Source organism: Pseudoduganella violacea (genome assembly GCF_014191875.1).
GTDB classification, from domain to species: Bacteria; Pseudomonadota; Gammaproteobacteria; order Burkholderiales; family Burkholderiaceae_D; genus Rugamonas; species Rugamonas violacea_A.
The window spans coordinates 109,136-122,920 of the sequence record NZ_JACHXD010000001.1; the positions used below are offsets into that span (position 1 = coordinate 109,136).

General features: G+C 65.8%; 11 protein-coding genes. 8 read left to right on the forward strand and 3 right to left on the reverse strand.

Annotated elements, in window-relative coordinates; all coding sequences use genetic code 11:
- Nucleotides 1-205: 205 nt before the first annotated feature.
- Genes FHS03_RS00510 through FHS03_RS00545 form a run of 8 tightly spaced genes read left to right on the forward strand, consistent with a single transcriptional unit; the run spans nt 206 to nt 8,927 of the window.
- On the forward strand, nt 206-1,489 hold the full coding sequence (locus tag FHS03_RS00510) for an aminotransferase class I/II-fold pyridoxal phosphate-dependent enzyme (protein ID WP_229426003.1): 1,284 nt from the start codon (nt 206-208) through the stop codon (nt 1,487-1,489).
- Nucleotides 1,486-2,577, forward strand: coding sequence for a GNAT family N-acetyltransferase (locus tag FHS03_RS00515; RefSeq protein WP_183439084.1), 1,092 nt, complete (start codon nt 1,486-1,488; stop codon nt 2,575-2,577). Before FHS03_RS00510 ends, FHS03_RS00515 begins: the two co-directional genes overlap by 4 nt.
- Before the next feature lie 2 nt (nt 2,578-2,579).
- The gene (locus FHS03_RS00520) at nt 2,580-2,828 is read left to right on the forward strand and encodes an acyl carrier protein (protein WP_183439085.1); all 249 of its coding nucleotides are present in this window, start codon (nt 2,580-2,582) and stop codon (nt 2,826-2,828) included.
- The gene (locus FHS03_RS00525) at nt 2,825-3,685 is read left to right on the forward strand and encodes a hydrolase 2, exosortase A system-associated (RefSeq protein ID WP_183439086.1); all 861 of its coding nucleotides are present in this window, start codon (nt 2,825-2,827) and stop codon (nt 3,683-3,685) included. Before FHS03_RS00520 ends, FHS03_RS00525 begins: the two co-directional genes overlap by 4 nt.
- Nucleotides 3,675-4,568 (forward strand): hydrolase 1, exosortase A system-associated, encoded by an 894-nt coding sequence (locus FHS03_RS00530; RefSeq protein WP_183439087.1) that lies wholly within the window; start codon nt 3,675-3,677, stop codon nt 4,566-4,568. The genes FHS03_RS00525 and FHS03_RS00530 overlap by 11 nt, the downstream gene beginning before the upstream one ends.
- Entirely contained in the window at nt 4,562-5,857 is a 1,296-nt protein-coding gene (locus FHS03_RS00535) for a glycosyltransferase (RefSeq protein ID WP_183439088.1), read from the forward strand. Before FHS03_RS00530 ends, FHS03_RS00535 begins: the two co-directional genes overlap by 7 nt.
- Entirely contained in the window at nt 5,854-6,483 is a 630-nt protein-coding gene (locus tag FHS03_RS00540) for a tetratricopeptide repeat protein (protein ID WP_183439089.1), read from the forward strand. The genes FHS03_RS00535 and FHS03_RS00540 overlap by 4 nt, the downstream gene beginning before the upstream one ends.
- On the forward strand, nt 6,480-8,927 hold the full coding sequence (locus FHS03_RS00545) for a hypothetical protein (RefSeq protein WP_183439090.1): 2,448 nt from the start codon (nt 6,480-6,482) through the stop codon (nt 8,925-8,927). The genes FHS03_RS00540 and FHS03_RS00545 overlap by 4 nt, the downstream gene beginning before the upstream one ends.
- Here FHS03_RS00545 and prsR read toward each other — a convergent pair.
- The 3 genes from prsR to FHS03_RS00560 are packed head-to-tail and all read right to left on the reverse strand — an operon-like array spanning nt 8,900 to nt 13,777.
- Nucleotides 8,900-10,264 (reverse strand): PEP-CTERM-box response regulator transcription factor, encoded by a 1,365-nt coding sequence (gene prsR / locus FHS03_RS00550; protein WP_183439091.1) that lies wholly within the window; start codon nt 10,262-10,264, stop codon nt 8,900-8,902. The genes FHS03_RS00545 and prsR overlap by 28 nt on opposite strands.
- Nucleotides 10,265-10,279: 15 nt before the next feature.
- Nucleotides 10,280-12,355, reverse strand: a complete 2,076-nt coding sequence (gene prsK / locus FHS03_RS00555) for an XrtA/PEP-CTERM system histidine kinase PrsK (protein WP_183439092.1) — start codon at nt 12,353-12,355, stop codon at nt 10,280-10,282.
- A gap of 18 nt (nt 12,356-12,373) precedes the next feature.
- Nucleotides 12,374-13,777 carry a TIGR03013 family XrtA/PEP-CTERM system glycosyltransferase gene (locus FHS03_RS00560; protein WP_183439093.1) on the reverse strand — a complete coding sequence of 468 codons (1,404 nt, stop codon included), beginning with the start codon at nt 13,775-13,777 and terminating at the stop codon, nt 12,374-12,376.
- Between the last annotated feature and the right edge of the window lie 8 nt (nt 13,778-13,785).

Sequence of the window (13,785 nt, forward strand, 5' to 3'; positions counted from 1 at the left end):
CATCTTAACATTTTAGAATCGAAACGATGCCGTTTTTTTCGCCGCAGCCCCCTGCATTGGGCGGCAAAATTCATTCCAAAAACAACAACATTCATATTTCTATTGCAACGGATTGTTTTATCATTAAGGCTTGCTGCCGGCTGCCGGACAAGCGGGTTATACTTGGAAAATATCAAATTAGAAATGCCGTGCTGGCGGGACCGATATGGGGAATATAAGCATTTCAGACGTCAAGCCCAAGGCTGACAGCGGCTTCGGCGCCACGCTGCCGGCCAGCACGCCCGCGCCGGCAGCGGCCAATTTCCCCCGTTCGCGCCTGCCGGTGGCGCCGCCGCTGTCGATGGCCTCCTTCCGCCGCGGCGGCGGGCCGCATGTGCCCTCGATCCTCGATGCCGGCGCGGCGCGCCTGGTCACCTCGGGCCGTGTCGCCATCGCGCTGGCGCTGCGCCAGATGGGCGTGGGCGCGGGCGACACGGTGCTGGTGCCGTCCTACCACTGCGCCTCGATGGTGGAGCCGGTGATCTGGTCGGGCGCGACCCCGGTGTTCTACCGCATCAATCCCGACACCTCCGTCAAACTGGACGACGTGGCGGCCAAACTCGATGGCCGCGCCAAGGTGCTGATGGCCACCAATTACTTCGGCTTCCCGCAGGACCTGGCGGCGCTGCGCGCCTTCTGCGATGCGCGCGGCCTGCTGCTGCTGGAAGACTGCGCCCACTCCTTCCTGGGCGAGTACAAGGGCAAGCCGCTCGGCTCCTACGGCGACTACGCGATTGCCAGCAGCATGAAGTTCTTCCCGATTTACGAAGGCGGCTGCCTGGTGTCGGCGCGCCATGCGCTGGACCAGGTGGCGCTGCAATCGGCCGGCCTGGGCTTCGAGGCCAAAGTCCTCATCAATACGCTGGAGGAAGGCTTCGCCTACAACCGCCTGCGCCTGCTGAAAGCCCTGTGCTGGCTGCCGATGACCTTGAAGAACCTGCTGTGGAGCCAGATCAAGGCGCGCCGCCACACGGGCGCCCAATCGATGGCGCCGGGATCGTCCGACGGCGGCTTCGGCTTCGACCCGCGCTGGCTCGACAAGCGCTCTTCCTTCTTCGCGCGCGCGATGCTGAAACTGGTGTCGCGCACGCGCATGGGCGCCCTGCGCCGCCGCAACTACCTGCGCCTGCAACAGGCGCTGGACGGCCTGCCCGGCTGCCGCCCCCTGCATCCGGTGCTGCCCGACGGGGTCTATCCCTGGGTCTTTCCCTTGCTGACGGACGATCCGCACGCCATTTTCGGCACGCTGAAAATGGCCGGGGTGCCGGTGATCCGTTTTGGCGAATACCTGTGGCAGGGCGTGGACGCCAGCGTCTGCGCCACCAGCGTGGACCTGTCGCGCCGCGTGCTGCAATTCCCCTGTCACCAGGAATTGACGGAACAAGAAATGGAATGGATGGTCGACCACATCCGCAATGCGCTGCTGGCGCAGAAAGCCCCTCCGCTATGAGCTGGACCTTGTACCCCGCCACCCAGTTTGCCGCGCATGCCGCGCGCTGGGCCGAATGCAACCGGCGCAGCACCGCTTCTCCGCTGCTGGAGCCGGATTTCGTACATCCCCTGCTGCGTGAATTCGGCAATGGCGACGAGCAGCTGGTCTGCTACGAACGCCAGGGCGAGCTGCTGGCCATGGGCATCGTGGCGCGGCGGCGGCGCGGCGTGTGGGAGACGTTCCAGCCCTCGCAGGCGCCGGTCAGCCTGTGGATGCATGCGCCGGGCCTGAACCTGTCCACGCTATTGGCCGAGCTGACGCGCAAGCTGCCCGGCCTGCCGCTGATGCTGGGCCTGACCCAGCGCGACCCGCAGCTCGAACCGCGCCCCGCGCCCGGCGGCTGCCTGCGCACGGTGGACTATATCGACACGGCGCGCATCACGCTGGCGGGCAGTTTCGAGGATTACTGGAACGCGCGCGGCAAGAACCTGCGCAACAACCTGAAAAAACAACGCGCCAAACTGCAGAAGGAAGGCGTGGCCACGCGCATGCAAGTGAGCCGCGCGCCGGAAGAGATGGCGGCGGCGGTGGCCGATTACGGCCGGCTGGAAAGCGCTGGCTGGAAGGCGCAGCTGGGCACCGCCATCCATCCGGAGAACGCGCAGGGCCGTTTTTACACCGCGATGCTGGAAGGCTTTGCGCGGCGCGGCGCGGCCGCCGTCTACCGTTACTGGTTTGACAATCAGCTGGTGGCCATGGACCTGTGCATCGAGGGCGATGGCTGCATGATCGTGCTGAAGACCACCTACGACGAGACGGTGCCGAGCAGCCTGTCGCCGACCATGCTGATGCGCGAGGAATGCTGCCAGCAGCTGTTCGCCGAGCAGCGCTTCGCGCGGCTGGAGTTCTACGGCAAGGTAATGGAATGGCATACGCGCTGGACCGATGAAATCCGGACCATGTACCATGTGAACCATTATCGCTGGCCTGTGCTCCTGCAGCTGCATGCCATCGCTAATCAACGTGCCGCCCTGCGCGGCCAGCGGCCGGCCACCGCCCCCGCTCCCGCGCAATCTCTGCAGCACGGCAACCCATCCACGGAGTAACTATGTATTTGGAAGAAGTAAAAACGATTTTGACCGACGTTCTGAGTCTGGGCACGGCGGGCGCCACGCTCGACGAGCATTCCGCCCTGCTGGGCAGCATCCCCGAACTCGATTCGATGGCGGTGGTGCAGCTGATCGGCGCGCTGGAAGACCAATTCGGTTTCAGCGTCGACGACGATGAAATCAGCGCCGCCACCTTTGCGACCGTGGGCAGCCTGGTTGCCTTCGTCAAGTACAAGCTGACGGCATGAACCAACACCCTGCGCCGCCGCACGCCGAGCCTTTCTTTTTGAAGGCCGGCACGGGGGCGCGCTTTTGCGTGTTCCACGCCGCCGCCGGCGCCTGCCGCGGCGCTTTCCTGTACGTGCATCCCTTTGCCGAGGAAATGAACAAGGCGCGCCGCATGGCCGCCTTGCAAGCGCGCGCCATGGCGGCGCAGGGTTACGCGGTATTGCAGATCGATTTATACGGCTGCGGCGACAGCAGCGGCGATTTCGCCGACGCGCGCTGGGAAATCTGGCTGGACGACCTGGCACGCGGGGCGCAGTGGCTGCGCGAGCGTGTGGGCGCCGCGCTGGAACAGGAAATCGGCTTGTGGGGCTTGCGCCTGGGCGCCCTGCTTGCGCTGGACTATGCGCGCCAGGCGGCGCAGCCGCCTTCCGTCCTGCTGCTGTGGCAAGCGGTGACGAATGGCGCCAATTTCATGACGCAATTCCTGCGCCTGAAACTGGCCAACCAGATGCTGGCCGAGGGCCAGGAAAAAAATGGCGGCACCGCCGCCCTGCGCGCCACGCTGGCGGCGGGCGAGCCGCTGGAAATCGCGGGCTATACGCTGGCGCCCGCGCTGGCGCAGTCGATTGAAGCGCTGGACGCGGCCAAGTTCGGGCCGCCACCCTGTCCGCTGCGCTGGTTCGAGATCGTGGCGGAGGAAGGCCGTCCGCTGCCGCCGGCCGCCGCGCGCGTGCTGCACGGCTGGCAGGAAGGCGGCGAGATATCCGCCCTGACGGTGGCGGGCCAGCCCTTCTGGACCACCCAGGAAATCAGCGAATGCCCTGCCTTGCTGGATGCAACGGCGGCGGCCTTGAAGGAAGCCTGCCATGCAGCTTGAGGAACAGGCGCTCGGCTTTCCCTGCCAGGGCGAGTGGCTGACGGCCATTCTCAGCCCGGCCGCCCAGCCGGCGCGGCGCGGCGTATTGATCGTGGTCGGCGGCCCGCAGTACCGGGCCGGCAGCCATCGCCAATTCACGCTGCTGGCGCGCGCGCTGGCGGCGCAGGGCGTTCCGGCCATGCGCTTCGATTACCGCGGCATGGGCGACAGCAGCGGCGCGGCGCGCGATTTCGAAGAGGTCGACGCCGACCTGCGCGCGGCCATCGACCAGTTCATGGCGGCTTGTCCCGGCTTGCAGGAAGTGGTGCTGTGGGGGCTGTGCGACGCGGCTTCAGCGGCCATGTTTTATGCGCGCCAGGATGATCGCGTCTGCGGTATGGTGCTGCTGAACCCCTGGGCGCGCAGCACCGAAGGCCTGGCCAAGGCCACGCTCAAGCATTACTACCGCGACCGACTGCTGCAGCCGGAGCTGTGGCGGAAGATATTCAGCGGCCGCTTCCGCTTCGGCGCGGCGCTGCGCTCATTTGCCGGCCTGCTGGGCGCGGCGTATGCGCGCCGTCCCGCCGCCGCGACGACGGACGATGCGGCCGGCCATGCGGTGGAGCAGACCGGCAGCCCGACGCCCGACGCGCCCGGCCTGCATCAGCGCATGCTGGAGGGACTGCAAGGCTTTTCGGGCAAGGTTCTTTTCATCTTTAGCGGCGCCGATCTGACGGCGCAGGAGTTTCTGGACATGGTAAAGGCATCCCGCCAGTGGCAAGGCCTGCTGGCGGCTCCGCGCGTGACCCGGCAGACCCTGGCGCCGGCCGACCACACTTTCTCGCGTCGCGAATGGCGCGACCAGGTGGCCGGCTGGACTTCCGATTGGGTGCGCTCATGGTAAAGCGCGTGCTGATGATCGCTTACCACTATCCGCCCATGCGCGGCAGCAGCGGCATCCAGCGCACGCTGAAGTTCTCGCAGTATCTGCCGCAGCAGGGCTGGCAGCCGCTGGTGCTGTCGGCCCATCCGCGCGCCTATGCCAACAGCGGCAACGACCAGATGCGCGAGATTCCGGCCGAAGCGGTGGTGCGGCGCGCCTTTGCGCTCGACACCTCGCGCCACCTGGCCTGGCGCGGACGCTATGTGGGCTGGCTGGCCCTGCCCGACCGCTGGGTCTCGTGGTGCCTGGGCGCGGTGCCGGCCGGGCTGCGCATGATCCGCAAATACCGCCCGCAAGTGATCTGGTCTACCTATCCGATCGCCAGCGCCAACCTGATCGCGTTGTGCCTGCACCGCATGACCGGCCTGCCCTGGATCGCCGACCTGCGCGACCCGATGACCGATGTGGATTATCCCGCCGACCCGCTGACGCGCAAGGTGTACCGCTGGATCGAGAAGCAGACCATCAAGCACTGCACCGTGGCCGTGTGCACCACGCCGGGCGCGATCAAGACATATGAAACGCGCTTCCCGGAGATTCCGGCCAGCCGCTTCGCCCTGATCGAAAACGGTTACGACGAAGAGAACTTCGCCGACGCCGGCGCCCTCGCCGCCCAGGCCGCGCCGGCGCAGGGCCGTCCGTTCACGCTGATCCACAGCGGCATCATCTACCCGTCCGAACGCGACCCGGTGCCGCTGTTCGAGGCGCTGGCGGAGCTGCAGGCGCAAGGCCGGATCGATGCGCAGCGTCTGCGCGTGGTGCTGCGCGCCACGGCGCACGACGACTATCTGGCTGGCTTGATTGCGCGCTATGGCATCGGCGAATTGGTCGGCCTGGCGCCGCATATCGCCTACCGCGATGCGCTCAGCGAAATGCTGACGGCCGATGCGCTGCTGGTGCTGCAAGCGAGCAACTGCAACCACCAGATTCCGGCCAAGCTGTATGAATACCTGCGCGCGCGCCGCCCCATCCTGGCCCTGACCGACACCATCGGCGACACCGCCGCCGCCTTGCGCCAGGCCGGCATCGACACCATCGCGCCGCTCGACTCGAAGGAAGGCATCATGCAAGGGCTGATGCGTTTCCTGGAGCTGGCGGAAGCGGGCAAGGCGCCGCTCGCGTCGGAAGAGGCGATTGCCGCCAATTCGCGCCGCGCGCGCACGGGAGAACTGGGCCAGCTGCTGGAGCGCGTCGCCCAGCCGGCGCAAGCCGCGCATGCCTTGCAGGCCAATAGGGAGGAAGTACGATGAAGATCAAGGCAACCCTGGCTGCAATTCTGCTGCTGGCCGCCGCCAGCGGGCAATTGGCCGCCAAGCCGTTTTGCGGGGAGCTGGTGAACGCCTTCGGTCCCTTCGATTACCGCACGCCCGATGCCGAACAGCTGCATCTGGTGGAGCAGGCTCACTTCACGGAAGAGGTGGAACAGGGCCTGAAGGGCAATACCGGCACGCTGGGGGCGGACCTGGACTACACGCTGCGCGCCTTCCCCAACCATACGCGGGCGCTGGAAACACTGGCCAAGGTGGCGCTGCGCCAGAAAGCAGTGCAGCTGCCGGGCGGGAAATATCCGGTGGAATGCTATTTCGAGCGCGCCGTGCGCTTCGTGCCGGATGATGGCGCGGCGCATGCGGCGTACGCCGGCTATCTGTACCGCATCGGACAGGCCGAGAAAGCCCTGCCCATGCTGGAAAAAGCCGTGGAGCTGGACCCCGAGAATCCCACGATCAATTACAACCTCGGCCTGGCTTACGCGAAGATGAAGAAATACGACCCCGCCGTCAAATATGCAAGGAAGGCTTATGAGCTGGGCTTTCCGCTGCCGGGGCTGAAAAATATGCTGACGGCGGCGGGCAAGTGGAGCGATAAGACGCCATGATCCGCGCCGGGCTGCATCGAGCCAGCGCGCTGCTGATGTTCGCAGCGTTGCTGGCCGCAGCCTGGGTCTACCCGGCCAGCAAGCCTGTCCTGGGCGCCGCGCTGGTCCTCTATCTGGCGCTGCTGTGGCGCTATCCCGCCGCCTGGCTGCTGCTGGTGCCGGCCCTGCTGCCGGTCTTCGACATCGCACCCTGGACCGGCTGGTTCTTTCTGGAAGAACTGGACCTGCTGCTGCTGGCCACCTGCACCGTCGGCTATTGGCGCTACGCCGACGCACCGCCCGGCGCGCGCCTGCCAGCCGGCCTGAAAATCTGTCTTGCCCTATTGGCCGCCTGCTTCGCCATCGCCGCCTGGCGCGGCATGCAGCCGCTGGCGCCACTGGACGCGAATGCCTTCAGCAATTACGTCAGCCCCTACAACAGCCCGCGCGTGCTGAAAGGCTTTGCCTGGGGCTTGCTGCTGCTGCCGCTGCTGCGCCATAGCGCCGGGCCGCAACTGGAAAACCTCACGCGCCTGTTCGTGCCGGGCATGCTGCTGGGACTTGCGGGCGCTTGCCTGGCGGTGGGCTGGGAGCGCGCCGTGTTTCCCGGCCTGTTCAACTTCGCCAGCGACTACCGGCCGACCGCGCCCTTCTCGGCCATGCATACGGGCGGCGCGGCGCTGGATGCCTACTTGGCCATGGCCTTTCCCTTTGTCGCCCTGTGGCTGATCGGCGTGCACGATGCGCGCCGCCTGGTTCCCGGCCTGCTCCTGCTGCTGCTGGGCTGCTATGCGGGCCTGACGACTTTTTCGCGCGATATCTATCTGGCTTACGCCTGTTCCGGCGCGGTGATCGCGCTGCTGGCGGGAGCGCGCCACGTGCGCGACGGCAGCCTGACGCTGGCGCGCCTGCTGGGCGGCCTGCTGCTGCTTGCCCTGCTGGTCTGGGCGCTGGCCCAGGTCTTCGGCAGCGGCGGCTATCGCGGCCTGGCGGCGGCCCTTGGTCTGCTGGGCGTGGCGTTTGCCTTGGGCGGCGCCAGGCCGGTTCTGCAGCGGCGCGACTTGGCCGTGGCGCTGGCCGCTGGTCTGCTGCTGGCCTGCAGCGGCCTGTATCTGCTGCTGCAGGGCGGCGATGCCGCCACCGGCAAGGGCGCGTATGCCGCTTACCTGCTGGCGGGCGGCGTCGCTGGCGCGGGCATCCTGCTCCTGCTATTCGGGCCGCAGCGGAAGCAGTCGCTCGGACTTTGCCTGGCCCTTGCCGGTTTTCCCGCGCTGGCATTGAGCGCGGCGCTGGTGTCGGTGCATTGGGGCGGCGGCAAGGCCTGGCAGGACGCGGCGCTGCTGGCCTTGATTGCAGGCGCGCTGGCGGCGGCGCGCCTGCTGCCGCCTGAGCGGCGGCCCTGGCATCTGGAACGCTCGACGCTGATACTGGGCTTCTTCGGCGCGATTGTCTGCGCCACGCTGATTCCGGTGGCGGGCAGCTATTACGCGGGCAGCCGCTTCGCCACCGTGGGCGGCGACCTGGATGTGCGCCTGCGCCACTGGGGCGAGGCGCTGGAGATGATGGACAGCGACAGCGGCACGCAGCTGCTGGGCATGGGGCTGGGCCGCTATCCCGAGGTGTATTTGTGGAAGAATCTGCACGGCGAAATGCCCGGCACCTTCCGCTACGAGGAGGAGAACGGCAACAACCGCTTCCTGCGCCTCGGCACGCCGCAGTACTCGATAGGCTACGGCGAAGTGCTGCGCATGCTGCAGCGGGTCGACGTGCAAAACGGCCGCGATTACCGGCTGTCCTTCGACGTGCGGCGCAAGGATGGCAAGGTGGGCATGGCCATCGGCATCTGCGAGCGCTGGCTGCTGTACCGCCAGAATTGCAGCTACGTCCAGTCGCGCCTCAAGCCGCAAGAGCGCGCATGGCAGCATGTGGATGCCACGCTGCGTCCCCAACTCGGCCACGGCGGCCTGCTGGCCGCGCCGACCCAGCTGGAAATCTTCAGCGACGGCGGCAGCGCATGGTTGGACGTGGACAATATCAGCCTGCGCGACGCCGCAGACGGGCGTGAGCTGATCCGGAACGGCAGCTTCTCCGCCGCCAACGATTACTGGTTTTTCAGCAGCGACCGCAATCACTTCCCCTGGCATGTGAAGAATTTCGCGGTCAACACGGTGTTCGAGATGGGCTGGCTGGGCGCGATGGCGACGGCGGCCTTGCTGCTGGTGGCTGGCGGCCAGATGGCGGCGCGCGGCCTGATGGGCGAGCTGCTTGCCACGATCTGCCTGGCGGCGCTGGCGGGCTGCATGATGGTCGGCCTGTTCGACAGCATCTTCGACGTGCCGCGCCTGACTACCCTGTTCTTCCTGCTGCTGGGCGCCGGCAGCCTGCGTCCGGCGGCCGCGCCGCATCGGGGCAAGCGGCGCCGGCGCCGCTCGGCGTCTCAGGAAGAGGAACCCTTGATGGCGTGACGCTCCATCAAGTCGTATAAGGTGGGGCGGCTGATGCCGAGCAGTTCGGAAGCCTTGACGATATTGCCCTCGACCCGCGCCAACGCCTTGACGATGGCCTTGTATTCCGCCTCTTCGCGCACTTGGCGCAGGTTCAGCGGCTCCTCTTCCAGCGGCACGCCGGACAAGCCCAGGTCTTCCGCCAGGATCTGCGAGCCATCGGCCATGATGACCGCGCGCTTGATGCAGTTTTCCATCTCGCGCACATTGCCCGGCCAAGGATGGGTTTCGATCTGCACCAGTGCCTCCTGGCTGAAATGCAGATTGCCGCGTCCTTCCTGCGTCGCGAACTTGTTCTTGAAGTGCTGGGCCAGCAGCACCGCGTCGCCCAGGCGCTCGCGCAGCGGCGGGATGGTGACGACGATCTCGGACAGGCGGTAATACAAGTCTTCGCGGAAGCGGCCGGTGGTGGCCAGCTGCTTCAGGTTCTGGTGGGTGGCGCAGACGATGCGCACATCGACCGGAATCTCCTCATGCCCGCCCACGCGCTCAATGACGCGTTCCTGCAGGAAGCGCAGCAACTTGGCTTGCAGCGCCATGGGCAGGTCGCCCACCTCGTCGAGGAAGAAGGTGCCGCCATGGGCCAGCTCCACCTTGCCCTTGGTCTGTTTCACCGCGCCGGTGAAGGCGCCCTTCTCGTAGCCGAACAATTCGCTTTCCAGCAGGTTCTCGGGGATCGCCGCGCAGTTGATCGCCATGAAGCGCTGGCTGGCGCGGGGGCTGAGCTGGTGCAGGGCGCGCGCCAGCACTTCCTTGCCGGTGCCGCTCTCGCCCAGCACCATGACGGAGGCCGAAGTCGGCGCCACCTTCTCGATATTGCGGCAGACCTTCTGCATGCCCGCGTCGCGGCTGATGATGCCGGCCAGCGGCGACTCGGCCTGCGATTGCAGCATGCGGCGGTTCTCCTGCTGCAGCGCATGCAGGAAAAAGGCGCGCTGGATCACCAGCGACAGGATTTCCGGTTCGCTCGGTTTTTGATGGAAATCGTAAGCGCCCAGCGCGATGGCTTTCACCGCGTGGCTGCGGTCCTGGTTGCCGGTCAGGACGATGACCTTGGTGTCCGGCGCCAGGGCCAGGATCTGCTGCAGCGTGGCCAGGCCTTCGGTCGCGCCGTCCGGATCGGGCGGCAGGCCCAGGTCCATGGTCACCACCGCCGGTTCGTGGCGGCGCAATTGGGCCAGGGCGGCCTCGCGGTCGCCGGCCACCACCACATCGTAAGCATCGAAGCTCCAGCGCAGCTGCTTTTGCAAGCCTGGATCGTCTTCGATGATGAGCAGCTTCGGTTTGTTCTGAGTCACAGCTTTCCTTCTGCCTTATGCGGCTTGCTCGACGGTCTGCGCGCTCTGGCGGTACACGGGCAGGCGGACCTTGAATGTGGTTCCGTGCAGCGGCAGGCTGCTCACTTCCAGCCTGCCGCCCAGTTCATAGATGTATTCGCGGCTCTCGAACGCGCCGATGCCCATGCCGGCCGACTTGGTCGAATCGAAGGGCTTGAACAGGCGCTCGCGGATGAAGTCTTCGCTCATGCCCTGTCCGGTGTCGCTGATTTCGATCAGCACCTCGTCGCCGTCGCTGGCGGCGCGCACCACCACCTTGCCGTCCTTGGGCGTGGCTTCGATGGCGTTCTGGATCAGGTGGCCCACCACCCTTTCCAGGCGTTCGCCATCGGCCAGCACGCGCAGGCCGGACTGGCCGATTTCCAGCTGCGGCTTGGGCTCGAACGCCGCTTTCAGCGCCACAGCCTGGGTCAATACCTGCTCCACCGAAAGCGGCGCGGGCCGCTGGGGCGAGGCGCTGCGGCTCAGCTTTTGCAGCAGGAGTTTCATCTTCTGCACCGAGTAGGCGACGGTGTCCTGCATATCGCGCTGGAACTCGGGATTGTTGCGGTGCTTTTCCGCGTTCGCCATCATCAGCGACAGCTGGGCCACCAGGTTTTTCAGGTCATGCACCACGAAGGTGGACATGCGGTTGAAGGAGTCGAACTGGCGCGCCAGCATCAGGGCGCCCGCCGCCTCCTGCTGCGCCAGATAGCTGGCGGCCTGGCTGCCCGCGATCTTCAGCAGGTCGATCACTTCCCAGTTCAGGCGGATGGCGCCGCGCGGCTGCAGCAGCAGCACAAAGCCGAACAGGCGGCCATGCAGCATCAGCGGTAATACCAGGCGCGCGCGCGGATAGGCGTCGAGCCAGGCGGGCAGCGGCACGTCGGCGAATTGTTCGGGATGCTGGCGGTGTTCCTCCAGATCGACCAGCCACTGCTTCTGTTCCATGAACTGCAGCAGCGGGCTGTCGGCGGGTTCGACCTTGTCCGGCAAGGGCATATGCCAATGGGCGGCCGGCTCGAACTGGCCGGAATCGCGCCGGATCCACAGCGCGCCGGCCGGGCTGTCCACCAGCGAAGCCATGGCGCCGATGCTGCGTTCGCCCACGTCCTGGCCCTGCTCGGACAGGGTGCGCGTGAATTGCATCCACTCTTCGCGGTAATCGTAGTTGTAGCGGTAAAAGTGCTTGGCAAGGAACACCTTGAGCGAGGCGCGGAAGCTGCCCGAGAACAGTATGCCGACCAGCAGGATGCTGGCGCCGAACAGGAAGGCCAGCTGCATCAGCGAACCCCACATGCCGCCGACAAAACGCAGGTAGTAGCCGGCAAAGCTCATCGCCAGCAGATAGATGGCGGCGCCGATCAAGGTGGCCGAGTGGAACAGCATGCGGCGCGACACGGCGATCGGCGAAGCCCAGGAAGCGCTGCGCGACACCGAGACGGCGATCAGCGGCACCGTCAGCGCGTTGACCAGGCCACGCGCCGACCACAGCTCCACATTCAGTTCGCGGAACAGCAGGGTGTCGCTGTACATGTAAAAGTCGTAAACGAAGATGCCGCCGATGCCCAGGCAGGCAAACTTGATGGCCCAGCGCTCGGTGGGCGGGCGGTTGCGGTACAGCTGCTCCACCAGCAGCATGCCCAGCACGGCCAGGCCGACGCGGCCCACCACGGTCAGGTAGAACATCAGCGGCGCGCTCAGCCAAGGCAGCAGCAGCGCGCACACGACCAGCAAGGCATAGCCGGCGCCGATGGCGCGCGCGAAGCGGCGGCGGCGTTCGCTGCCCTCGCCTTGCGGCGCCAGATGGCCGAGCAGGGACAGCAGGGCAATCGTCCACGCGCCGTTGCGCGCCAGTTCCACCAGGTCGATGGCGAAGCTGGCCATGGTGGGCGGAATCAGCTGGGCGGTATACAGGGCGATAACGCCGCCCCAGATCACGCTGAGCAGGCTGGCCAGCGCCAGCACGCGCACATGCTGGCGGCTGCGCCAGCTGGTCAGCAGGAACAGGCACAGAAGTAGAAACGCCAGCGCGGCGCTGGCGTAGCTGAAGGCGGCGGTCGTGTTGAGCATCCGGTCCCGCCCCTCCGCTTACCGGCCGCCCCGGAACACCACGACCTTGAAGGTGTCGATCAGGATCAGGACATCCAGCAGCAGGCTATTGTTCTTCACGTAGTACAGATCGTACTGCAGCTTTTGCAGCGCATCCTCGACCGAGTCGCCATAGCCGTAGCGCACCTGGGCCCAGCCGGTGATGCCGGGTTTGATGCTGTGGCGGACATTGTAATAGGGCACGCGCTCGGTCAGCTGCTCGACGAAATATGGCCGCTCCGGACGCGGACCGACGAAGCTCATCTCGCCTTTGAGCACGTTCAAAATCTGCGGCAGCTCGTCGATGCGCAGCTTGCGGATGATATTGCCGACGCGCGTGACGCGCGGATCGTTGCGCGCCGCCCACTGCGGCTTGCCGCCTTTTTCCGCATCGTTGAACATGCTGCGGAATTTCAGCACCTTGAACACATGGCCGTCCTTGCCCACGCGCTCCTGCTGGTAGAAGATCGGCGCGCGGTCTTCGATGAAGATGCACAGCGCGGTAAACAGCATGACCGGCAGCGACACCGCCAGCAGCAAGAGGCTGGCCATCACGTCGAAGGCGCGCTTCATGAAGGCGCGCATGAAGCTCTGGTCAAAACCGCCGCCGAACACCAGCCAGCTCGGTTGCAGGGAGTCGACGCGGATCTGGCAGGTTTCGCGCTCGAAGAAGGTGGCCGCATCCGTCACCTGGATGCCGTACAGTTTGCACTCCAGCAGTTCCTTGATCGGGAAGGCGCCGCCGCGGCGGTTCGACACCGAGACCACGATCTCGCTGACGCGCTGCTTATTGGCCAATGCCACCAGCGACTGCCCCTCTTCCAGCGGCAGCAGGCTCGCTTGCGGCACGCAGACATCCTCGGAAGGCACGGGAATATAGCCGGCGATATCGTATTTGCGGTAGGAGCTCTTGCGCAGGGCCAGGTCGCCACATTCCTTGGCCAGCGCGCCGCCGCCGAGGAAGATGATGCGCGATTCGAGGAAGTGGAATTCCGAAGTCTTCAGGAACATCACCCGCGCCAGCAGAATGCCACTGCCGGAGAAGAAGAAGACCATGACCAGGATGCCGCGCCCGAAATACAGCTCCGGCGCCAGGTAGAACACCAGGGTCAGAATGCAAAAACCCATGGCGAAGGACGGCATGAGCTGGAAGAAGAAGGAATTGCGCAAGCCTTCATTGAAGTTGATCTGGTACATGCCCAATGCGCTCATGCTGAACACAATGGCGGCCGCGAAGACGCAAGCGGACATGAAGAAATGGTCGAGTTTCGGCAGCACGAATTCCTCGCCGTCGAAAAAGCGCAGGCCGGCCCCGGCATAGAAGGAGCCGATCAGGATCAGCACCTCCAGAAACAGCAGGCTGAATACGACCTTAGAGACGTAGTGGTTTGAGATTCTTAGCATTTTTCCCT